Origin of the sequence: Lentzea terrae (genome assembly GCF_003265345.1) — a bacterium.
Lineage (GTDB): Bacteria > Actinomycetota > Actinomycetes > Mycobacteriales > Pseudonocardiaceae > Lentzea > Lentzea terrae.
Genome location: NZ_QFWW01000006.1, coordinates 432,250 through 454,302, shown reverse-complemented (window position 1 = coordinate 454,302; position 22,053 = coordinate 432,250). Strand labels below are relative to the sequence as shown.

At 69.5% G+C, this 22,053-nt stretch carries 14 protein-coding genes; 3 read left to right on the top strand and 11 right to left on the bottom strand.

The features are described from left to right. The first annotated feature begins 41 nt into the window (after positions 1 to 41). Positions 42 to 2,807, top strand: a complete 2,766-nt coding sequence (locus tag DI276_RS11190; RefSeq protein ID WP_112263180.1) for an AfsR/SARP family transcriptional regulator — start codon at positions 42 to 44, stop codon at positions 2,805 to 2,807. Here the strand turns inward: DI276_RS11190 and DI276_RS11185 are convergent. Next, positions 2,747 to 5,293, bottom strand: a complete 2,547-nt coding sequence (locus DI276_RS11185) for an AAA family ATPase (RefSeq protein WP_198680563.1) — start codon at positions 5,291 to 5,293, stop codon at positions 2,747 to 2,749. The two genes, DI276_RS11190 and DI276_RS11185, sit on opposite strands and share 61 nt — an antisense overlap. A gap of 279 nt (positions 5,294 to 5,572) precedes the next feature. On the opposite strand from DI276_RS11185, the gene DI276_RS52950 reads away from it, so the two are divergent. Then, complete coding sequence (locus DI276_RS52950; RefSeq protein WP_157984644.1) at positions 5,573 to 8,197, top strand: helix-turn-helix transcriptional regulator; 2,625 nt, start codon at positions 5,573 to 5,575, stop codon at positions 8,195 to 8,197. Here DI276_RS52950 and DI276_RS11175 read toward each other — a convergent pair. From DI276_RS11175 to DI276_RS11165, 3 genes are read right to left on the bottom strand one after another with little or no spacing between them, the layout of a single operon-like run. Further along, a complete protein-coding gene (locus DI276_RS11175; protein WP_198680562.1) occupies positions 8,151 to 8,546 on the bottom strand; it encodes a LapA family protein in 396 nt (131 codons plus the stop codon). The genes DI276_RS52950 and DI276_RS11175 overlap by 47 nt on opposite strands. 52 nt (positions 8,547 to 8,598) lie before the next feature. Continuing rightward, the gene (locus tag DI276_RS11170) at positions 8,599 to 9,120 is read right to left on the bottom strand and encodes a DUF742 domain-containing protein (protein ID WP_112263177.1); all 522 of its coding nucleotides are present in this window, start codon (positions 9,118 to 9,120) and stop codon (positions 8,599 to 8,601) included. Between the two features lie 39 nt (positions 9,121 to 9,159). After that, positions 9,160 to 10,083: an anti-sigma factor RsbA family regulatory protein gene (locus DI276_RS11165; protein WP_112263176.1), complete on the bottom strand. Its 924-nt coding sequence runs from the start codon at positions 10,081 to 10,083 to the stop codon at positions 9,160 to 9,162. Positions 10,084 to 10,185: 102 nt separating this feature from the next. On the opposite strand from DI276_RS11165, the gene DI276_RS11160 reads away from it, so the two are divergent. Further along, a complete protein-coding gene (locus tag DI276_RS11160) occupies positions 10,186 to 11,007 on the top strand; it encodes a MerR family transcriptional regulator (RefSeq protein ID WP_112263175.1) in 822 nt (273 codons plus the stop codon). On the opposite strand, the gene DI276_RS11155 is transcribed toward DI276_RS11160, so the two are convergent. The 7 genes from DI276_RS11155 to DI276_RS11125 form a co-directional block, all read right to left on the bottom strand. Continuing rightward, positions 10,994 to 12,082: an MFS transporter gene (locus DI276_RS11155; RefSeq protein WP_232836577.1), complete on the bottom strand. Its 1,089-nt coding sequence runs from the start codon at positions 12,080 to 12,082 to the stop codon at positions 10,994 to 10,996. The two genes, DI276_RS11160 and DI276_RS11155, sit on opposite strands and share 14 nt — an antisense overlap. A gap of 76 nt (positions 12,083 to 12,158) precedes the next feature. Continuing rightward, the gene (locus DI276_RS11150; RefSeq protein WP_232836576.1) at positions 12,159 to 12,791 is read right to left on the bottom strand and encodes a GTP pyrophosphokinase; all 633 of its coding nucleotides are present in this window, start codon (positions 12,789 to 12,791) and stop codon (positions 12,159 to 12,161) included. Between the two features lie 16 nt (positions 12,792 to 12,807). Further along, positions 12,808 to 14,739, bottom strand: a complete 1,932-nt coding sequence (locus tag DI276_RS11145) for a DUF4231 domain-containing protein (protein WP_157984643.1) — start codon at positions 14,737 to 14,739, stop codon at positions 12,808 to 12,810. Further along, positions 14,736 to 15,806, bottom strand: coding sequence for a TRAFAC clade GTPase domain-containing protein (locus DI276_RS11140; protein ID WP_112263172.1), 1,071 nt, complete (start codon positions 15,804 to 15,806; stop codon positions 14,736 to 14,738). The genes DI276_RS11145 and DI276_RS11140 overlap by 4 nt, the downstream gene beginning before the upstream one ends. Further along, positions 15,806 to 16,747 (bottom strand): hypothetical protein, encoded by a 942-nt coding sequence (locus tag DI276_RS11135; RefSeq protein WP_112263171.1) that lies wholly within the window; start codon positions 16,745 to 16,747, stop codon positions 15,806 to 15,808. Before DI276_RS11135 ends, DI276_RS11140 begins: the two co-directional genes overlap by 1 nt. Next, positions 16,744 to 18,876, bottom strand: a complete 2,133-nt coding sequence (locus tag DI276_RS11130) for a hypothetical protein (RefSeq protein WP_157984642.1) — start codon at positions 18,874 to 18,876, stop codon at positions 16,744 to 16,746. The genes DI276_RS11135 and DI276_RS11130 overlap by 4 nt, the downstream gene beginning before the upstream one ends. Then, positions 18,873 to 22,028 (bottom strand): tubulin-like doman-containing protein, encoded by a 3,156-nt coding sequence (locus DI276_RS11125; RefSeq protein WP_112263169.1) that lies wholly within the window; start codon positions 22,026 to 22,028, stop codon positions 18,873 to 18,875. The genes DI276_RS11130 and DI276_RS11125 overlap by 4 nt, the downstream gene beginning before the upstream one ends. Positions 22,029 to 22,053 lie beyond the last annotated feature (25 nt).

Sequence of the window (22,053 nt, the reverse complement as noted above, 5' to 3'; positions counted from 1 at the left end):
GTGCCCCGGTATTGATTGCAGGGGCACGGGGAGGAAACCAGATGGCGGTGCGGTTCCGTCTGCTCGGCGATGTTCAAGCGCACGTCCACGATCGGCCGCTCGCGATCGGCTACGCGCAACTCCGTGCTGTGCTGGCGGTTCTGCTGGTCGAGGCGAACCAAGTGGTGTCGGTGGACCAACTGGTGGATCGGGTCTGGGGCGAACGGCGCCTGCCGCGCAAGCCGCGTGCCGCCGTTCAGCACAGCATCACCATGCTGCGCAACGCTTTGGAGCCCACGGCTGTGCCGATCGCCCGCAGGTCGACCGGCTACCAGCTCACCGTCGACCCGGAAACTGTTGACCTGCACCGGTTCCGTCGGCTCGTTCAGGACGGTCGCGCAGCCGATGACGACAGCAAGACCGCCGCCCTGCTGGAGGAGGCGCTGACGTTGTGGGGAGGGGAACCGTTCGCCGGCCTGACCACCGATTGGCTGGAATCGTTGCGCGCCACGCTGATCGGACATCGGCACGCGATCCGGCTCGACCTCGTCGACGTCCAGCTCCGGCTGGGTCTGCACGCCGCGGTGCTGCCCGACCTGGCCACGTGGGCGGCCGGCAACCCGCTGGACGAACGCCTGGCCGGACAGCTCATGCTCGCGCTGTACCAGAGCGGCCGGTCAGCCGACGCGCTCGAGCAGTACCGGCAGATGCGCAGGCGACTGGCGGACGAGCTCGGCACCGATCCCGGTCCGCCGTTGCAACGTCTGCACGAGCGAATCCTCGCGACCGACCCAACGCTGACTGCTCCCACCCGAGCCAGACCGGCGGTGCCGCAACAACTTCCGGCAAGACCACGGCGCTTCACCGGCAGAACGCGCGAACTCGCCGCCCTCGACGCCGCACTGGAGGACACCGTGGTCATCACCGCGGTCGGCGGACTCGGCGGGATGGGCAAGACCTGGCTCGCGTCGCAGTGGGCGCACGACCATCTCGACCGGTTCCCGGACGGCCAGCTGTACGTCAACCTGCGCGGCTTCGACCCCACCGGGCAACCAATGCCTGCCACGACAGCGGTCCGCGGCTTCCTCGACGCGCTGGGCGTCGCGCCGTCCGCCGTGCCGGTCGAGGTGGACGCACAGGCCGGGCTGTACCGGAGTCTGGTTGCCGGCAAGCGAATGCTCGTGTTCCTGGACAACGCGGCCGACAGCGCGCAGGTCGCGCCGCTGTTGCCCGGTAGCCCCACGTGTCGAGTTCTGGTCACCAGCAGGCGGCACCTCAGCGGGTTGGTTGCCGCGCACGGCGCGAAAGCGGTGAACCTGGACCGGTTGAGCGACGAGGAGGCACATCGGCTCCTGGCCGCACACCTGGGTGAAGATCCTCAAGCTGAGGAACTCCTGGCGTACTGCGCGGGTCTGCCGTTGGCGATCAGCATCGTGGCCGCCCGCGCCGCCGCGCACCCGGACCTCCCGTTGTCCGTGCTGGCCGACGAACTGCGCGAGCAGAGCACCCTCGACACCCTGGACGCAGGGGAGGACCTGGTGAGCTTGCGCGCCGTGTTCTCCTGGTCCTACCACGCGTTGTCCGCAGCAGCGGCGGAGGTGTTCGGTGCGCTCGGGCTCGCTCCCGGTGCGGACATCGGCCTGCCCGCCGCCGCGAGCCTCACGGCGTTGCCCGGTGTCCGTGCCTGCTTGAAGGAACTCGAACAGGCGCACCTCGTCGACCAGCACGCCCCAGGCCGCTACCGGATGCACGACCTCGTCCGGCTGTACGCGGCTGAACGCGCCCAGCGCGGTACCTCCGCGCTGGAGCGGGTGGTCGACTTCTACGTGCACGCCGCGTTCGCCGCGGAGCGGGTGCTGGACCCGCCGGGCCTACCGATCGTGCTCGGACCACCTGCGGCGGGCTGTGTCGCGCACGAGTTCGCGGACGAGGCAGCCGCGACGGCATGGCTCACCACCGAGTTGCCGAACCTCCTCGCGGTGCAGCAGCTGGCCGCCGAGCACGGCTGGCACGCCAAGATCTGGCACCTCGCCTGGGGGATGGACACCTTCCTGCGCAGACGGGGGAACTACCTCGATCTCGTGGCGGTGTGGCGGGCCGGTGTGGCGGCCGCGGACCACTCCCCGGACAGGCGCGCACAGATACTCGCCAGAAGGCGGCTCGGCGTCGCTTGCGGTGGACTGGGGCTCCACGCCGAAGCCCTCCACCACGTACGCATCTCACTCGACGCCTGTGAGGAGATGGGCGACGTCCTCGGCCAGGCCAACGCGCACCACGTCATCGCCGGGTTCTGGGAGGAACTGGGCGACGACCGGCGAGCCCTGGAACACGCCCTCCCCGCGCTGCGCCTGTTCCAAGAGCTCGACCTGCCCGTCTGGGTGGCGTGGTCACACACCCAGGTGGGCTGGCACCAGGCGGAACTGGGGTTGTACGAGCAGGCGCGCACCCACTGCGAGATCGCACTGACCATGGCTCGGCAGAACCGCGACCGGGAGCTGGAAGCGACCACATTGGACAGTCTCGGTCACATCGCCCACCACACCGGCCACCACAGCTCGGCGCTGGACCGCTACCGGCAGGCTCTCAGCGTGATCCGCGACATCGGCTACGACTACCACGAGGCCGACACGCTCAAGCGCCTCGGTCACACCCTGCTCGCGCTGGGACACCACGACCAGGCCCGGACGACCTGGCAGCGGGCGCTCGAGCTGTGTCAGGCCCAGCACCGGGCCGATGACGCCGCCCGCATCCAGCGGTTCCTGGACGATCAGTCCACGTCGAGCGCTTCCGCGAGCTGCAACCTGCCCGAGACACCGAGCTTGCGGTAGGTCCTCGACAGCACGCCCTCTACGGCGTGCGCGGGCATCAGCAACGTCGAGGCGATCTCCTCGTTGGACCGCCCGCGTGCCGCCAGAGCCGCCACCTGGTGCTCGGTCGGGGTCAGCGCGGTCGGGCCGGTCTGGCGCATCCGCCGAGGTCCGGCGCCGGTCGCGACCAGTTCGGAGTGCGCCCGCGCGGCCATCGCCGTCGAACCGCACTTCTGCGCGAGGTCCACCGCGTCACGCAGGCACGCGCGCGCTCCGGCCGTGTCGCCCTGACGTCGTGACACGACGCCGAGGTCGACCAACGCGCGCGCCAGTTCCAGACGGGCGGGTGAACCGCGCAGCACCCGCACGGCCTCTTCCAGCAACGTCCGGCCTGGCGTTCCTGCCGTGACTCGGCCTTCCGCGCGCAACGCCATGCCCAACGCGCGCGGTGCACCCCAGGCGCGTGCGAGCACGACCTCTTCGTTGGCGAACTTGCGCGCGCGTTCGCCATCACCCATCGCCGCGCAGGCCAACGCCGCCCCGGAACGCCAGGCCAGCGCGGCAGGATTGCGGTACGGCCAGGCTTCGCAGTGCCGTCCAGCAGCGAGGAACGACTCCAACGCCTCGTGGTCGTCGCCTCGTGCGGTCTGCATCCGTCCGCGAACGGTCAGCAATCCGCCGTACGGCCACACTCGCCGCGCTTCGTCGGTCGAGGCCTCGGCGATCAGTGCCGCCGCTTCGTCCAGACGGCTCTCCTCGAGCAGGATGTCGGCGAGCAGCGCGGCGTGCCAGGTCGAGATCGCGTGCCAGCGCTGGTCCTGCCGCAGGTGGTCACCGGCGAGCGTCAGGTCGGCGCGGGCGGAGGCGAGATCTCCCTTGCGGCGCTGGACGTTCGCGCGCATCACGTAGGTCAGCGCCCGCAATGCCGGTGCTTGGGCGCGGTCCACGTCGTCGAGCACGGTCAGTGCCGAGTCCAGGGAGTCGGCCAGGTTGAGGACCATCGCGGAGGCCAGCGCGGACATCATGGTCTCGGTCGACACCAGCGGAACTGCCTCGTCGGCACTGATGTCGCCGACCATCACGCGATGCAGCACCCCGGCGGGACTGGCCAGCGAAACGGACGCCGGCACGGCTTCCTGCCACGCCAGCCCGTGCACGGCGAGATGCGCCTGCGCCCACGCAGAACTGCCCGACAGCACGGTCGTCAGCTCGGCCGGCTTGCCCTCGGCGTGCAGGGCGTAGGACAGCGCGACCGCGGACTCTGCATCGTCCTCATCGGACTCGAAGGCCTCGCGCAACCGTGCGGTGGCACCGGGAAGGTTGCCGACCAGCTCGGCAACGCCCAACAGCCGCAACGCGCGCGACGGGTTCGCGACCGGTTCGCGCAGTGCCCGCCACAACAGCCGGGCGGCACCAGAAGAGTCGCCCTGGTTCACGGCCTCCTGCGCGGCCCGGTCCAGCACCTCGCCCGCCCACGGCTCCAGCCCCGGCGAGGTCTCCAGCAGGTGCTGGGCCACCACCCGGTCAGAGGCGCCGTGCGTGCGCAACGACTGTGCGGCCCGCAGATGCAAAGCAGCCCGCGTGGGCGCGGGCACGTCGTCGAGAACCGTCGGCCCGGCCACGCCGAGCAGCTCGACTGTGCGCATCGCCTCGGCCAGCTCGACCGGGCTCAACCGCGACAGTTCGGCCAGCACGCCGGGATGCGGCGACGGTCCGAGCACGGCCATGGCGTGCGCGGCGGCCACCACCGCGGCCGGACGACGCCGCAGCCGCGCCGCCATGATCTCGCCGGACACCTCCGCACCGCGTTGCGCGACCCGCCACGCGGCCTCGGCGGTCGGTGGCACCCCGTCCTCGGCCAGCGCCTTGACCAGCCGCGTCACCGTCAGCGGGTTGCCGCCGGTCGCCTCCAGACAGGCAGCCACGAACTCGGGAGCCGGTGCCGGAGAGATCAACGCGGCGATGTCGTCCAACGACATGTTGTCCAACGTGACCCGGCGACACGCGGCGATGATCTCGCCATAAGAAGGGTCGTCGCATCGCTCACCTGCGCCCACGGCCAGCACGAGAGAGATGGGCAAACGTTGGACGCGCAAAGCCAGGTAGGCGAGCCAGCGCAGTGACGCGGCATCAGCCCAGTGCGCGTCGTCCACGGCGATGAGCAGTCCACTCGACCCGGCGAGCGTCGCGGCCAGCCGGTACACGCCGTGCAGCACGGCGAAGTCGGCGGTCGACGTGGTCAGCTGGAGCGCTCCGAGCGCCTCCGATGGCACGAGGCCGGGGTCGACCATGTCGAAGAGCTGGGCCACGATCCCGAACGGCAGCTCGCCCTCGAGGGCACTCGCACGCGCCCGCACGACGTGCCTGCCGGAGGCTTCCCAGCGCGCGGCGAGGTCGTCGAGCGCCGCGGTCTTGCCCGTGCCGGGTGCGCCTTCCACGACGGTGGTCGTGCCCGGCGTCACCTGGTCGCTGATTCCGGCACACCACACTTTCAGCCGGTTTTCCAAGATCTCTCCACAATCCGTGGGTGAATGGATCAGCGGAATTGATGCTAGGAGAAAGAGCGCCACTTGCCCAGGTAAAGGTTCCTGCGCTACGGGCGTCTCAACAGGGATGGTGCCCGTATGATCCGCCGGGCTGCTACTCGAATGGGTAGCGGCAGCCGGGCGGCGGCTGCACGGGGTCATCCGGACGGCCCAGTGAAGCTGCCTCAGGGCTGGTCGTCGCGTGGTGGTTGTGGTAAAGCAGCGCAGTTCTCCGCCGCCGCGGAGCGAAAGGGAAAAATGGTGTCGGGGAATCGGGACGGGGTGTTCCGCGGCCGCGAGGGAGAACGTGAGCTCCTGAACAGCGTGCTGGACGCGGGCACCGGTGTGGTGTTGGTGGACGGCGCGGCGGGAACCGGCAAGACGCGGTTGCTGGCCGAGGCCGCCGCTGTCGCCGCACGCCGCGGTTTCGAAGTCGCCACGGCGCAGGACGAACTGGATCAGCCGTTTTTGCTGGCTCGTTTGGCGGAACGGGAACCGCAGGCACCCACGCTCGTCGTGCTCGACGATCTCCACCTGGCCGAGCCGGGCACCCTGGCCGCGTTGCGCGCACTGCTACCCGCCTCCAGCCACGAGAAGGTCGTCTGGCTGCTCGCCCGCCGCTGTGGTGAGGGAGCGGACCGCCTGTTCGCCGCCGCCGCACAGCGGGGTGCCGTGCGGATCGAGCTTCGCCCGTTGACGGACAACGTGATCGCCGAGCTCGTCACCGATCTCGCCGGCGGAATTCCTGATCATGATCTTCGAGCCTTGGCGTCGACGGCGCAAGGAAATCCCGCCGCACTGATCAGTCTCTTCGACGCTCTTCGCGAAGACGGTCAGGTGGAGATCTCCGCCGAGCACGCGTCGTTGCGCGGTGATCGCCTGCCGCGGCGCACCGAGGCGTTGCTGCGCGACCGCGTCAGTTCGTTGAGCGGCAAGGCACGGCACGTGCTGCAGGTGGCGTCGGTGCTCGGGCCGCGGTTCGAGCCCGGTGACGTCGCGGAGCTGCTGGCGTCCAGCACCGCGATCCTGTTGCCCGCCTTGGACGAGGTCATCGGTGCCGGGGTCGTGACGTCGCTGGAAGACCGGCTGGCGTTCCGGCACGAGCTGGTCTGGCGGCTGGTCGCCGACTCCGTGCCCCCACCCGTGCGGCGCGCGCTGCACCGCGAGGCCGGCGAAATGCTGTTGGGGCGCGGGGATTCCGCGGTCACGGCGGCGCAGCACCTGCTGCTCGGCGCCCAGCGCGGGGATGTGCGGTCGATCGACGGACTGGTCGCGGCAGCGATTGCCGTGCTGTGGAACGCACCCGACGCCGCTGCCGAACTGGCGGTGCGGGCGCTGGAGCTGACCGACCAGGCGTCGGTGCTGTTGGTGCAGCGGACGGTCGTCGCGGTGCGGGCGTTGACGGCGGCGGGGAAGCTCGCCGCGGCGCAAGCGCTCGCACAGGACGCGTTGTCCCGTCAGGTTTCCCCGGTTTCCGCCGCCAAGCTGCGGCACTGCGTGGCGACGACGACGCTGCTGGGCGCGCAGCACGCCGAGTCGGTGGAGATCACCGAGGCGTTGCTCGCCGAACCCGACCTGTTGCCGGAACTCGTGCCGTGGGTGGAGATCACCCGGATGATGGCGTTGCTCGGCCATGATCGGCGCCGGGCGGAGGAGCTCGCCGAAACGGTCGTGCGCACGCACACCGGTTCGCCGGACGACGTGCTGGCGACCGCGCTGGCGGTGCTGGCGGCGATCGCGCGCGACACCGGACAACCCGCCGCGGCACTGGAACTGGCACGCGAAGCCGCGCAGGCCGTCACCTCACACGATCTGTGCGCGTATCCGCAGTTGCTGCTGGCGACGCTGCTCTCCGGGCTGCGGGAGTTCTCGGAAGCGGACAGCGTGGTGCGGCGAGCGCGCAGCGGGCCGTCGTCGGTGGTCACCAAGGAGCTCATGACCTCGGTCGTGCAGGCGCGGATCCTGTTGCAGGCGGGGCGGATCGAGGAAGCGGCGGTCGAGGCGCGCAACGCGTTGTCGGTGGCGGAGGAGACCGGGCACACGGCGTTGGTCGCGCCGGCGTTGGCGGTGCTCGCCATGGTCGCGATCCACACCGGCGATCTGCCCGCTGCGATCGAGCACGTCGAGCGCTACCGCGGCCGCGTGCCGGTGGACGGGATCATGTTCTCGCGCGCCTACTACCAGTGGGCCGACGTGCTCGTTTCCTACGTTGGTTTCGGGCTGGACAAGGCGCTGGGGCTGTTGACGGACGAGTATCCGGGGCTGGTGGCGTCCGGGTTGTTCGCCGAGGAACCGCGTGCGGCCGGGTGGTTCGTGCGGCGGGCCGTGGAGGCGGGGGACGAGCGGCTGGCCAAGGCCGTGGTGGATCGCGTGGAGCGGCTGGCGGAGGAGAACCCCGCGTTCCGTGCGGTGGCGGCGGCCGCGTTGCACGCGCGAGGGTTGTTCGACGGCGATGCGTCGTTGCTCGAACGGGCAGCACAACAGCACCGCGACCTGTGGGCACGGGCGAACGCGGCGGAGGACCTCGGTGTGCTGCTGGCGTCGTCGCCGGACCGGGCGGCGTCGGTGAAGGCGCTGGAGAACGCGCTCGAGCTGTACCGGGAGATCGGTGCGTCGCGGGACAGCGCGAGGGTGCTGGGCCGGTTGCGCAAGCTCGGCCGGCGGCGACGGGCGGCTCCGGTGCGGCCCTCGTCCGGATGGTCCAGTTTGGACGACACCGAACGGGCGATCGCGAACCTGGTGGCCAAGGGGCAGACGAACCGGCAGATCTCGACGCAGCTGTTCATGTCGCCGCACACGGTGAACTTCCACCTGCGCAAGATCTTCCGGAAGCTGGGGATCAGCTCTCGCGTCGAGCTGGTGATGAGGTCGAGGGACGACCAGTGAGCCGTTTCGCCTGACGCCGCAACTGAAGGATCCTGGCCGCGCCGACGACCGCGACCAGCAGTGCGCCGCCGATCGCACCGAACAGCAGTGCCACGCCGAGCGGAAGGCTCGCCTCGATCCACAGGAAGTGGATGGTCGCGCTGTCACCGTTCTGCAGGATGAAGACGAGCAGGAAGATCAGCACCACGATCGCGACCAGCACGGCGATCCAGGTGCCGCTGATCCGGGTGGGCCGCAGCTTCTTCTGCGCGGCCGCTGGAGGAATGGTCGCCGGAGGCTTGGCTTGCCCGGCCGCCGGGATCGGCTCGGTGATCGGCGCCTTCGGGGTCTCGTCGCTGGGAGTCGCCACGGTGAGAATTATCGGCGACCCGGCGTGATCTCGCGCGCTGGCGAACGGGTGGCTACAGCTTCCGCAGGCCGTTCAGAACGCGTTCGAGCAGCGCCATGTTCGGCTTGTCGCCCGGCTCGTGCACGGCGACCAGGTCGAGCGTGATCAGGTCGCTCAGCAGCACTCGCGTGACACCCAGCGGGATCTTCATGAGCGCGGAGATCTCGGCGACCGACCGCGGCTGCAGGCACAGCCGCATCATCGACGCCTGGTCGTTGTTCGCGCGGTAGAGGCGGTCCTCGTCCGTGGAGAGCAGCGTTTCCAGGCGGAGGTCGTGGCGGGCCGCGGTCCGGCCGCCGGTGCGGGCGTAGGGACGGACGAGAGCGCTGTCCCGCGCGGGGGCGGGTGGTGGTTCCTCTTCCTGCATCGGCCACTCCGGCGGCGGTTCCGGTGGGCGTTGGCGCAACGGTTGCTGACGGGGCAGTTGCTGCGTCACCGAGTCGTTGGTTCGCTCGTCACGCAGCCGTCTGCGGGTCTTCGGAGACCCGAAACGGGCACCCGTGTAACCGATTTCCGTCGCTTCCTCGTCGTGCACGTGCTCAAGCTATAACGAGAACGCCCAAATGTATGTCGATCACGTTGCCTTTTTGTTGCCCAGATCGAATCTGACCTGGATTGCAGTGCCTGACGACGTCGTTTGGGTGCGCACGAGGTCGGCCAAACGGTTGACCAGCAACAGACCGCGACCGCCTGGATCGTTTGCGTGAACAGGCGTGCGGCCGGCCAGCACATCGGTGATGTGCCCGTTGTCGTTGACTTGGCAAACAATACTTTCACTTTCGGCCCACACCCGGACGGTGCTCTCACCGCCGCCGTGCCGCACGCTGTTCGTCGCGAGCTCGGTGACCGCGAGCGCGAAGTCGTCGACCCGATCTTGCGCGAGCCCGTGCTTCACGGCCTGCTCCCGCGCGAACGCCCGCACCGCAGCCATCGCACCAGCCGCGATGGACGTGCTGGCCGCGTGTTCGGGCGTGTGCAGGGGTAGCGAGTGCGCCGCGACGACCACCCGTGCGGGGTGGAAGTGGTCGCTGGGACGGTGGCCGCTCGCGTCGATCACGACCGGGTGAGTCTTCTCGGCGTCGGCCAGGACGTCGTGGCTGAGCGACGAGATGTCGTACGGGCAGAGAATGCTGAGGTTGCGGCCGCTGAAGGCGTAGTTGACCAACGCCTCGTGCAGCGCGCACGCGGGATACTCGACCTCGGTGCGGTGGTTCCACACCGGTTCGCTGATGATCCGCACGGGCCCGCGGTGCTGGTCGGCGAACACGCGGAGCTCGGGGATGATGCGGCCAGGGTTGCGGCCGGTCTCCGACAGGTCGATGAAGGTCACGAGGTGCGCGAACCCGCTGAGCGCCTCCTTGAGCAGCGTCAACTTCGTGTTCGGCACCGCGATGGCCACGGCTTCGGCGTTTGCGAGGCCTTCCACGACGAACGGGACCGTCCCGTCGATGTAGGACTCCTCGTCGGAGTAGAACAACGCCGGATGTGCGAACGTCATGTGCCACCTCTCGTCAACGCCCCAGGATGCGCACCCGGAGCGTTGCTCAAACCCATCATTTCTTGACCCTCACACCGTGTCAGCCCCTACACAGGAGCAGTCATGTTCACCATCGGAGACTTCGCCCAACTGGGGCGCGTGTCGGTGCGGATGCTGCGCCATTACGACGCGGTCGGGCTGCTCCCGCCGGCCCACGTCGACCCGTCGTCGGGCTACCGCTTCTACACCGCCACGCAGCTCCCCCGACTCAACCGGCTCGTCGCGCTGAAGGACCTCGGTCTGACTTTGGACCAGGTTCGCGTGGTGCTCGACGAGAAACTTTCCGTCGAGCAACTGCACGGAATGCTTTCGTTGCGGCGAGCTGAGCTGCGACAGCAGATTCTTGCGGACGAGTCGCGATTGCGGCGGGTGGAAGCACGTCTCCACGCCATTGAAAGGGAAGGCGCAATGCCCACTGACGATGTTGTTGTGAAGCCTGTTCCTGCTGTCCGTGTTGCTCGGTTGACCGCGACTGCTGCTTCCTACGGGCCGGAGGACATCGGTCCGGTCATCCAGCCTTTGTATCCGGAGCTGATCGCACGTCTTGAGCGCGCTGAGGTGCCGATCACCGGGTACGGGATCGCCACTTACGAGCCTGCTGACGGTGATGAGGTGCTGGTGCAGGCCGGGTTGACGGTCTCGGTCTCGCCCGCTGCTTCGTACGACTTCGAAGTTGTGGACCTGCCGGCGTTGTCCGAGGCGGCGACGATCGTGCACCGGGGGACGATGGACGACGTGGACGTCACCTACCAGGCGGTGGCGGCGTGGGTCGAGGCGCACGGGTACCGGCAGAACGGGTTCGCGCGTGAGGTGTACCTGCAGTACGGCGAGGGGGATCCGGCGGACTGGGTGACCGAGCTGCAGCTGGAGATCACCAAGCCGTGAGGGCGATGACGGCGGCCAGTGCGAGCAGGCCGGCCGGTAGTGAGGCGATCGTGGCGACCCCTCCGACGAGGAGCGGGCCGCCCGCGTCGCCCAGTTCCCTGCCGACCTCGGCGCTGCCCATCGTCTGACCCAGCCGGTTTTCTGGTGTGGTTCTGGCGAGTGCGGCGAACGCCAGTGGGGTCACGGCTCCTGACCCTGCTCCGATGAGCACGGCCGCTGTCAGCGTGCCGGGGAGTCCGGGGATGCTCGCCGCTGCCACGAAACCTGCTGCTGCGGCGAGGATTCCTGCTCGGGTGCCGGTTTTTGTCGTGATTCTGTTCGCGTCCAGGGCCCTGCCGATGCGGGGCTGGATGAGTGCTGCGGTGATGGCCAGGAGGGAGATGGCCGCGCCCGTGACGATCGGGCCGTGCTGGGCTGCCTTCACCGGGAGGAATCCGACTCCGGTGGCCAGTGCGGCGGTGGACGCTGCCAGTGCCGCGGTTGGTTTCAGGAAGTCCTTGTGGGACAGGCGCTTGGCCAGGTCCTTGACGGTTTGTCGGTGGCGGGGCAGGGGTTCGAGGTTCGGGACTGCTTTGGCCGCCCAGAGTGCTACTCCTGCCGCCATCGCCGCCATGGTGAGGAACAGGACGTCGAAACTGCCGAAGTGGATCAGGATGCCGCCGATCAGCGGGCCTGTGGTGTAGCCGATGCCTTTCCAGGCGCCGTAACGGCCGAACGCCTTGCCTCTCGCGTTGTCCGGGGTGAGTCTGGCGACCATCGCGCTGGCTGCTGGGGAGAACGCTGCTGCTGCCACGCCCTGGCCGAACCTCGTGATGGCCACGTTGTCGATGAGGGTGAAGGCGGCGCTGGCTGCGGCGAACGTTGCCAGGCCGGCGATCAGGACCGGGCGGGGGCCGATTCGGTCCGCCAGGGTGCCGAAGACCGGTTTGAGGAGGACCTCGGCGCCGTCGTAGATCGCCAGGATCAGGCCCAGTGCCAGGAGGTTGGTCTGCAGGAAGCCCAGGCCTGAGGCTACTGAGTGGGCGCCGAACGCTGTGACGAAGCCGGCTGCGCACAGCGGCAGGACCGTTTTCACTTCGGTGAGGATAGTTGCGGCTGGCGCCGACCCGGAAACTGAAGCCCAACCATCCCAACGCAACCACTGCAAACCCTCAGTGGTCGTCCTGGTGGATCCGCCGGTGCAACGACTCCATCCGCTCATCCAGCTGAGCCGCGATCAACGCAGAAGACTTCAGCTCGTCCACGAAGTCAGCAGGCGGGCTGTCGAAGTACTTGTAGAACAGCTTGTGCTCCAGCGTCGCCCAGAAGTCCATGGCGATGGTGCGCAGCTGCACCTCCACCTTCACGTGCTCGACGCGGTCCGACAGGAACACCGGAATCCGCACGATCAGGTGCAGGCTGCGGTACCCGTTGGGCTTCGGGGACGCGATGTAGTCCTTGGTGCGCAGGATCTCCACGTCGTGCTGCCGCGCCAGCATCGCCGAGACGCGGTAGACGTCGGACACGAACGGGCAGATCACCCGCACGCCGGCGATGTCGTCGAGCACGTCGCCGATCGACTCGACGTCCAGCGGCAAGCCCTTGCGGCGGAGCTTGTCGAGGATGCCTTCCGGCTTCTTGACGCGGTTCGTGATGTGCTCGATCGGGTCGTGCCGGTGGACCGAGTCGAACTCCTCGGAAAGGATGCGGAGCTTCGTCATCAGCTCCTCGATCGCGAACTTGTACACGAGCAGCCGCCGCTCGAGGTCGCGAAGGAGCGAGAGGTCGTCGGCCAAGTCGGTCACGACACCAGCCTACTGATCACCTGGACTGCTTTCCCGTGAGCTGGGTCAACCAGTCGTCGTTCTGGCGGGCGATGACCTGCTCGCAGCTCGTCACGAAGGTGTCCTCCACAGCCGGGTCGGGGTGTGCGGGCAGGGTGTCGACGAGTTGTTCGAGGTCAGCCACGGTGCGGTGGTAGCGGACGACGAGACGGTCGTAGCCGGTCTGGGCGATGTGCGTGGTGACGGCACCGGCGATCGTGGTGAGCAGACCCACCCACACGGCCAGTTCGTAGCCCTGCACAGCACCGACTGCCGCCAGCGCCGCGGCCATGCCCTGGAAGACGTACTCGGCCATCTTCAAGCGACCCAGGCTGCGCTTCAAGCGCTCAGCCGTGGCGCGGTGGTAGTTGATCTGGTCGCGCACTCGGTTGTCCACATAGGAGCGGTGGTCGTGGATCACCGGCGTTTCGGCGGCCACCCCGTGCTTCTTCTCCTCCCCCTCGAAGTGGTCGATCAGCTTCGTGAGCCGAGCCACCGCCTCGCGGTCGCGGTACGGAGACGCGCCCGCGAGGTACTTGCACACCTCGGCCTTCACCTGCTCGGCGGTCCTTCGCGCGGTCGTCCACGCCAGGCGCTCGGCTGGCTCCTGCACGGCGCGGAACCAGATGCCGAGCACGACCAGCATCGCCGTGACCACAGCAGCCGCGATGCCGGCGACAGGTGGCCAGGAGGGACTGAACTGCGCGGCCAGCACCGTGAGCAGCGCACTGCCGGCGAGCGTGCCGAGCACTCCGAGCCGGAACGAGACAGCGCGGCGCTTGTGGTCGTTGGCCAAGTGCGACCACGCCTCGTGCTTGCCCCACATCTTGCGGGCGAGGCTTTCGTCGACCGGCGGTCTGGTGACCGGAACACCCTCCACGAACGAGGGGCGTGCGACCAGAACACCCTGCTCGGCCATCCACCGGCGGCTGATCGCGGCGTCGAAACCCAGGTAGCCCTTGAATCGCTGGGCCTGCACGAACGTTGCCACGAACGGGTCCGGCGCGTTCACGCGGTCCTCGATCCACGCGCAGATCTGCTCGTGCCACGCCTCGCCGTCGATCTGCCCGGCGAGCTCGGCGAACTGCGCGAGCCGTTGCGGCAGCGGGGCGTCCCCGTGCACGAGATCCGGCGCGGGCCAGGTCGCCCTGGGTGGCGGCGAGGGGGCCTCGAACACGACCGCCGGCTCGTCGACGAGCTCCGGAACCACGGTCGGGTCCGCGAGCCTGGCGAGCAGCTGCTCCGCCTCTTTGGTGGCCCAGTCGTTCGGCCGCAGCTCCGCACGCACGTCGATCCGCTGCCGTTCCTCCGGCGCCTCGACGTCCGCAGCCGGCCACTCGGGCAGGAAGACGACACGAGGCAGGTTCGGGCGGGCATCGTCCTGCTCGTAGGTGGAGAACGTCCACTCGCGGTTGTGCACCAGGGCCCGCAGCGTCCACATCACGGACAGCTCGCGCCCCGCCGGCACCCCGACCACGCTGTAGGCGGCGGTCGGCCAGGACAACACCCGCGCGAGGATCGGCAGCAGCACCGGGTCGTCCAGCGGCCGCACGTCGGCGGTGAACTCCGCCAGGTCCACGTCCGCCAGCTCGTTGCTGCGCGGCCGTTCGTCCAACCACCCGTGCCAGCAGGTCATGGCCGGCACCAGGCGCGCGATCGTGCGGCGGTCGCCCACCAGCGCGTGGGCAACGTTGCGGCCGACGTCGCCCGGCCGGGCCGAGCGGCGCAGCAACGCGGCGGTGCCGTCCCGGAACGTCAGGTGGCTGAACGAGACCCGAGGTGTGGCACCGACACCGAGCAACCGGCTGTGCTGGCGCAGCTTCTCGTTCCAGCCGTCCCACCTGTCGGCGTCGTGAACGGAGAACGACGCCGCCACCAGGTTCATGCCTTTGCTGTCGCTGACGGCGAACAGCAGCTGGTCCACGCTCATGTGCCCACCTCCGCGGCTTCCGGGTGGTCGACGAGTCCGCTCATCGCGAGCAATGCCAGCAGCGGCCGCAGAACACGGGCCGGCCGGACACCGCGCGGGAACAGGTTGTTCTCGTCCGCCTGCGATCCGGTGGCCGACACGACGTGCATCGTGCTGCGCTGGAACCGTTCGAACACGTCGAGCATGTGCCTGGCCTGAAACCGGTCCAGGAACGCGTAGACGTCCCTGCTCTCCTCGCGGAAAGCCTCGGCCTCCAACGGCGAACGCAGATCGTCCCGCCGGATCCAGTAGTCGACCGGATGTTCGTAGCGGAGTTCGTCCGCTTTGGACAGCACGACCGCCACCGGCAGCTTCGCCACGTCCGCCCGGCGCCCCATCCGTTCCAGCGCACCGGAGAACGCCGGGTTGCGGTCCACGTCCTTGTCGCCGCGCAACGCCGGCACCGCGCTCGCCGGATGGTCGACGAACATCAACGCGGTCGCGCCCAGCACGAACTGGCCGCCCAGCGAGTGCGGCCCCGACTGCACGAAGTCCTCACCGGCCACGTCGAAGAACACGATCGGCCTGGTCGTCCCGGCAGTCGTGCGGACCAGGAGATAGGTCGCGAAGTCCTCGCGAAGGTCCTTGGTGGCGTTGAGCTTGTTGCCGCGCATGAGCTGGTCGATCTCGCGCTGGAACGCCGCGTGCCGCAGCTCGTCCGCCGGTTCGAAGGTCAGGCCGTGGTGGCGCAGGTCGCCGCGCAACGCCTCGTGGATCATCGCGGTCAGCAGGTGGGTCTTGCCGGACGCGTGCCGGCCGATCATGCCGATCACGATCGGGTCGCCGTGGTCGCGGTGCGAGACCGGCAGGTAGTGCTCCTGGTTCTCCTTGCCGGGGTTGGGACATTTCACGTAGCAGCGGGCCCGGCGGTCCTTGCGCTTCACCTCGTTGGTGATGCCGGAGAGATCGGCTTTCACCCAGCGGGCGCCGCTGTCGTCGACCACCCGCCGGTAGAGCGCGTCCTCGCGCCACGCGAACGACTCCAGGCAGATCGGGCACTGCACGCGTTTGGTACCGGGTGTCGTCATCAGATCACCGCCACGAGGATCGCGATCGCCGCGACGACCAAGAACACGACGATCGCCAGTGGTGCCAACGGAATCTGCTGAGGCTTCGGCGCAGAAGCAGGTCGCGGCACAGTCGGTTGCAGGACCGGCCGTGCCGCAAGCTTCGGCGGACGCAGCTCGTCGAACCGGTCGTAGCCCGGCTGCATCGCGGACGTCACGTCGACCGGTCGCGGCAACGGATCCCGGTCGTTCAGCCGTTCCAGCATCTCCAAGGCGGTCGGCCGGTGCTGCGGATCCGGCTCGAAGACACCGCGCAGCAACGACGCCAGCACCTCGGGCTGCGACGCCAGGTCCGGCGTGTCACCGAGCGCCACGTGCTTGCCGGTGAACAGTTCGTAGACGACCCGGCCCGCCGCGCGCACGTCGTGACCGGGATGCGCCACGGAACCGGTGCGGGACAGGCGTGGCGCCTCGCCGGTGCCCACCGCGTGCTGCAGATCCACCAGCTGCGTCGTCGCGCCGTCCCAGCACAACGAGGAGAGCCCGACCGAGCCGTGCACCAGGTCGACGGCGTCGAGCTGGGCCAGTGCGCGGAAGAGCCCGATCATGAACCGGCGGCGCTCGTCGATCAGCAACGTCCGCAGCCCGCCGTCGACGCACTTGCCGATCGGCGGTTCCAGCAGCAGGAACGGTTCTGCGGAGTCGAAGTCGTAGCCGACGATCTGCGGCAGTTCCGGCAACGGCCGCAGGTATCTGGTGTGCAGCCGGGTCAACGCGCGGATCTCGTTGTCCAGCAGCACTTCGGCGTGAGCGAGTTCGACCGGGTTCGCCTCGGCCGGCAACGTCCTGAGCACGAGCGTGGTGCCGTCGTCGGTCTTCACGCGGTCCGCGTCGAGGGCCTGGACCAGCCAGGTCGCCTCGCGGCCGGCCGGATCCCGGCCGGCGAGCTTCTCGAAGTTCATTGCGTCTGCACCTCACGCGACACGTACCTGGCGAGGATCGGGGTGAGCCGCAGCGCGCCCACCGCGTCGCCCTTGGTGCGGATGACCTCGTCGGAACCGCCGTCGATCGGCGGCAGGTCCATGTCCGCCGACGCGAAGTGCACCACCTTCGCCCCGTCGGCCTGCAGCAGACGGACGTCCTCCGCCGCGCACAGCTGCGTCATCCGGCTGCGTTCGGTGAGCTGCAGGATGTGCCGGGACGACGCCGAGCTCTGCCACAACTGCGCGGCGAGCCTGCGTCGTGGCCCGTCGTCGGCGACGAACGACGGCAGCTCGCGCAGACCGGCGCGTTCGAGGTGCTTGTCGTACGCGTCGATGAGCTTCCGGGCCCGCACCACGGATCGCTTCGAGTCACCGGACATCGGCAGCCGCGACGCGATCGCCTCGAACGACGGCTGCAGCACCTCCAGCGTGACCGCCACCAGGTCGTGGTGCAGGACCTCGGCCAGCCCTGCGGAGGAGTCGCCGAACGTGTGCTCGCCGTCGAGGTCCTTGGCCTCCCTGATGACGTCCTGGAAGACCTCGACCACGGCGTCGACCCCGCCGGCGATCACCAGCAGCGAGTCCGCGAGCCGGCGGCTGCGGTCGGCGGGCGACCAGCGTTGCGCGATCGTCCGCGACACCTGGTCGGACAGCCGCCGGTCGGCCGCGAAGGCCTGGCGCAACGGCACCGCGTCCCGCCACCGGGCGACGATCCTGCGCCAGGCCAGGTAGGTCGAGAGCAACAAGATCACGACCAGGCCCAGCAGGATGCCCGTCGCGACGAGCGGGCCCGGTGACCAGTCGAGCGCACCGCCCAGCCCGATCGCGCCGCACGTGCTCACGACGAAGAGCGTGGTCGCGTAGAGGTAAGCGAGGTCGAAGTCGATCCGGGAGTTGGCCGACAGCAACGTGATCAGGCCGAGCCACAACGGCAGCATCAGCAGCAACGGCCACGCGCCCAGACCGGTCAGCAGGGTGCTGAGCATGGTCGTCAGCCCGGCCACCACCAGTAGACCGCCGACGGCGCCCGTCCAGACCTGCACCGGTGGCGGCGAGATCAGCCCGCGGGCCCACTTCTCCAGGTCGGCGGCCGAGTCCTGTTCGGACACCGCGAGGCTGCGTGCGGCACCGAGCTGGTTGCCCAGCCGGCGGGCCTGCTCGGCGATGCCCGGCAGCGTGCGGCCGCCGATCAGCTCGGCCGTCACCGCCTTGTGCAGCGCCACCGCCATTTCCTCGGAGTTGACCGGCGCGGGGGAGGGCAGGCCCTGCTCGACGAGCTCGCCCGGCGGCGGATAGCCCTCGGCAAGGCTCGAATCCACGTCCCTCAACGCCTTGCGCGCCACCTTGTGGTGCTGCAGCAACGCGTTGCCCGCTGCGGACAGCCGGTCGAGCACGACCCGATGGGCCGCCCTCAGACCGAAGAGCCCGCGCCACGTCCGCCACCGGTCGATCGACCGGGCGGCGGACTGGAGTTCGCGCTGCGCCTTCGACATCGCCTCGTACAACGGTGATCCCTGGCGCACGGACGTTGCGTCGCCCTCGACCGCCGAGCGCATCACCGAGGACAGCTCGGTCGACTCGCGGTCGTGCAGCCGTGCCGCGACTCCGGTGGCGACGAGCTGCTGCAACGCCTGCAGCTTCAACGACCGCATCATGCCCGGCTCGACGACCGCGTAGTCCACGGCCAGACCGGGGCTCGCGGCCTGGTGCGGCAGCACGCCGACGTCCGCGAACACCCGGTCGAACACGTTGGGCAGCCGCAGCGCCGCGAGCAGGTCGTCCACAGTGGCCTCACCGCGGCCGGCGCCCGGCCGTTGCGAACCGCCTTCCCACGGCACACCGAGACCGTCGCCGACCCACAGCGTCACGCCGACACCGGCCAGCGCCGACGGGGTGCGCAGCACGGGATCGGCGCCGATGCCGCCGATCGCCACCAGCACGACGCCGGTGACCTGCGGCAGTCGCGCGAGCCGTTCGAAGTGGTGGTGGTGCTCGCTCAACGCGTCGGTCGTGTCGACCACCAGCACCCGGCTCGACGGCAGTTCCAGCGTGTCCGCCTGACCTTCCGGGGTGCGGAGGTCCAGCGTCATCACGGGCTCGGGGTTCACGGGCGCAACCATTCGGGATCACGCGCGACCCACTCGCGCAGGTCGTCCAGGTTGTCCTGCAACGGGTTCGTGACGCCGCGGAACGGCAGCCGCAGCGCGCCGGGCAGCGTCTCCTCCCAGAACTCCCGCAACGCCAGCAACCTGCGCGTGCCGCTCTCGCCGGTGCGCTGACCCAGTTCGGTGTCGATGCGGGCCAGTTCGGCCGAGGCCATGCCGACGATCTGGTCGAAGAGCTGCGCCGGCTTGTCCGGCCGCCGGTCGACCCCGCGCGGAGTCGTGGAGATCAGCTTGGCGCAGAAGTCGCGGCGGATCTGCTCGTCGTCGGTGAGCACCCACGCCTCGTACGCGGACAGCAGGCTGGCCCAGCTCGACATGCGGCCGAACGGTTCGAGCGGCAGCCGCATGCTGGCCTGCGCGCCGTCGCCGAGCTTCACGGTGATCGCGGACGGCGAGTCCTCCGCGCCCGTCACGGTGATCTGGTCGTTCCACGCCGCGCACAGCAGGTGGTGCAGGATCCGTTCGCGGTGCTCGGGAATCGTGGCCAGGTAACCGAAGTCGTAGCCCAGCCGCTGCCGCCACTTCAGGAAGTCCTGCTGCTCCTCGTTCTTGAGCGCGTCCGACCAGTGCTTGAGCACCTCGCGGACCTCCGGCACCTCGGTCAGGCCCATCGAGCTGCGGAACAGCACCACCGTGATCGACTCGGCGGCGATCGGGCGGAACTCGACCACCGCGTCCTGGCGCGGCAGCGAGACCTCGCCTCGCAGGAACTTCTCCAGCTCGAGGTCCTTGGCCGCGGCCGGATAGCTGAACAGGATCCGCAGCTTGCCGGTGCCGCTCGGCGCGAACCCGCCGGGCACCAGCCCGGCGAGCTTCTCCCGGAACTGCGCCAGCTCGTCGTCGCCGACGCGCGCGCCCGGCTTGCCCGCCGCGGCCGCCAGCAGCTCCTGCAACGCCGGCAGCAACGGCCGGTGCTGCCCGTCGCGGAAGGAGAAGAGCCGCTTCACGGCCTGCTTCACCTGGTCCTTGACGTGCGCCACCGCCATCGCCGGGCCGCGGCCGTCCAGCACCATGTCGTAGGCGTGCTGCCAGCCCTCCTCGCCGAGGATCTCGGTGACGAGGTCGCCCGCCGTCGCGGTCGGGTGCAGCGTGCCGCCCTGGTGCACGTAATAGTCCACGAACCGGCGCACCACCGCGTCGTAGAACGGTTCGAGGTCGCCCTGCCGCGGCAACAGGTACGTCACGCCGACGCGCTGCTGGTACAGCTCACGGGCCCGCGCGCTGAACCGGCGCTCGCTCTGCCGTGCGTGCTCCTCGAACGCCGTGACGAGCGAAAGCACCTGCTGCTGCACGGCTTTGAGCTTGAGGTCCCAGCGCACCGCCTGGTCGTTCCAGGCGGCGTGCCAGACCCGCTTGGCCCGCCACTCGTACCACTCGTTCTGCCGCTTGATCGCCGCCTGCACGGCCGGGTCGGAGAACTGCAGCTTGCGCAGGAACTTGCCCTTGATACCGGCGGAGGTCGGCGGGTTCAGCGTCAGGCCGGGCGGGGCCGCCGGTTCGCCGCGGCGCAGTTCGAGGATCTTGGCGAACCCGAGCGCGCTCGGCTCGTCGGTGAGCCCGTCGTGGCCGTTGAGCACGCGCCGGAGCCGGAACAGGTCGATCTCGCCCAGCAACGACTTGACCGCGCGACCGGCGTCGAACGTCTGCACCATGTCCGGGATCTGCCGGGCCAGCTGCTGGTCCAGCGTGCGCAGGCCGGACTCCATCGTGCGGGCACGGGTCGCGAGCGCCCTGGAGATCGCCTCGGCACCGCTGACCGCGGCCACCTCCTTGATCGGCACGGGTGCGCGCAGCCGCAAAGGGTCCACATTGGACTCGGTGAAGAACCGCTCGATGAACGGCGAGTTGTTCTCCGCCTGCCCGGTGGCCGGCCGGTCCAGCTCGGTGACCGCGGCGGCGAGCAGGCGGGAGCTGATGATCTCCGCGATGTCGTCCACCGGAACCGTCATCGACGCGACCGAGCTGGTCGACACACCGCGGTTGCCGATGCCGGTCGGCGCGGGCACCTCGCGCTCGACCGCGCTGTTGATGAACGAGTCGGCGAAGCTCATGTAGGTCTGCGCGATCGCATGGGTGCCGCCGTCGCCGTCGGTGCCGAGATCCGTGCCGATCAACGACAGCACCAGCGACACGATCGACCGGTGCAGGTCTTCGCGTTGCACGCCCGCGCCCTTGCCGAAGAGGAACGCGGTCTGCACGGTCGAGGCGCGCAGCCGGATCTCCTCGCGGTCCGGGTAGCGCACGGACAGCGAGCCGCTGATGCCGGAGCTGTCCAGTTCCGTGCCGGCGACCTGGGCGTTCTGGTCGTCCACCAACCGGAACAGGTCGAGCAACGACCGGCCCGCGTTCAGCCTCGCCGCCCGGCCCCCGCCCAGTCCCTCGTCGAACGCGGACGGCATCAGCACGAGCGGGAAGATCCTCGCGCGGTAGTCCTGGTGCGCGAAGACGTCGCCGATCAGGTGCAGGAAGTCGAAGAAGATGCCACTTCCCGTGCCGCCCGCGACGCTGAACGCCACGAAGACGTCGCACGACAACGCCCGGTGGCCGCCGCCGAGCAGCGCCAGCTCGCCGAGCGAGTTGTTGATCGCGCCGATCGCCTTGCGCAGCGGGGCTTGGGCGGCTGACGTGCCACCGCGGAACGTCTCGAACAACGCCGCACGGCCCACGGTCGGCAGCTGACCCGCGCCGCGGGCGAGCGGGCCGATCCGCGGTTCGCCGGTGGGCGGTGGCAGCCACGGGTCGACGTACTGCGAGGCGGCCAGGCGCAGGCTGCGCGCGACCTCGGGATAGGTGTCGTGGTGCGGCACCAGTTCGCGGACGAGGTGCATCGTCCGTTCCGCGGCCGGCAGGTACTCCGGGTCCGGCACGACCCGGCGTTCCAGCGCGCCGAACTCGTCCTCGCTGAGGTCCGCGTAGACGAACTGGAGACACGACGGCAGCTGGTAGGGCAGGAAGTTCTTGCCCTGCATGCGGTGCTGGAGCTCGGTGCCGTCCGGTCCGCACAGCTCCTCCCGCAGCCTGCGCTCCAGCTCGGCCCCGACGCGACAGCCGGTGCCACCCAGTCCGACGTACAGCATGGGCTGGTAGATCTGCATCTGGTGACCCTTCCGGTGGAGCTTG

What these genes read in the sequence shown, in the direction of transcription:
- DI276_RS11190 (WP_112263180.1), top strand. Translation starts at nt 42, where the DNA reads ATGGCGGTGCGGTTCCGTCTGCTCGGCGATGTTCAAGCGCACGTCCAC.
- DI276_RS11165 (WP_112263176.1), bottom strand. Translation starts at nt 10,083, where the DNA reads ATGACGTTCGCACATCCGGCGTTGTTCTACTCCGACGAGGAGTCCTAC.
- DI276_RS11160 (WP_112263175.1), top strand. Translation starts at nt 10,186, where the DNA reads ATGTTCACCATCGGAGACTTCGCCCAACTGGGGCGCGTGTCGGTGCGG.
- DI276_RS11145 (WP_157984643.1), bottom strand. Translation starts at nt 14,739, where the DNA reads ATGAGCGTGGACCAGCTGCTGTTCGCCGTCAGCGACAGCAAAGGCATG.
- DI276_RS11140 (WP_112263172.1), bottom strand. Translation starts at nt 15,806, where the DNA reads ATGACGACACCCGGTACCAAACGCGTGCAGTGCCCGATCTGCCTGGAG.
- DI276_RS11135 (WP_112263171.1), bottom strand. Translation starts at nt 16,747, where the DNA reads ATGAACTTCGAGAAGCTCGCCGGCCGGGATCCGGCCGGCCGCGAGGCG.
- DI276_RS11125 (WP_112263169.1), bottom strand. Translation starts at nt 22,028, where the DNA reads ATGCAGATCTACCAGCCCATGCTGTACGTCGGACTGGGTGGCACCGGC.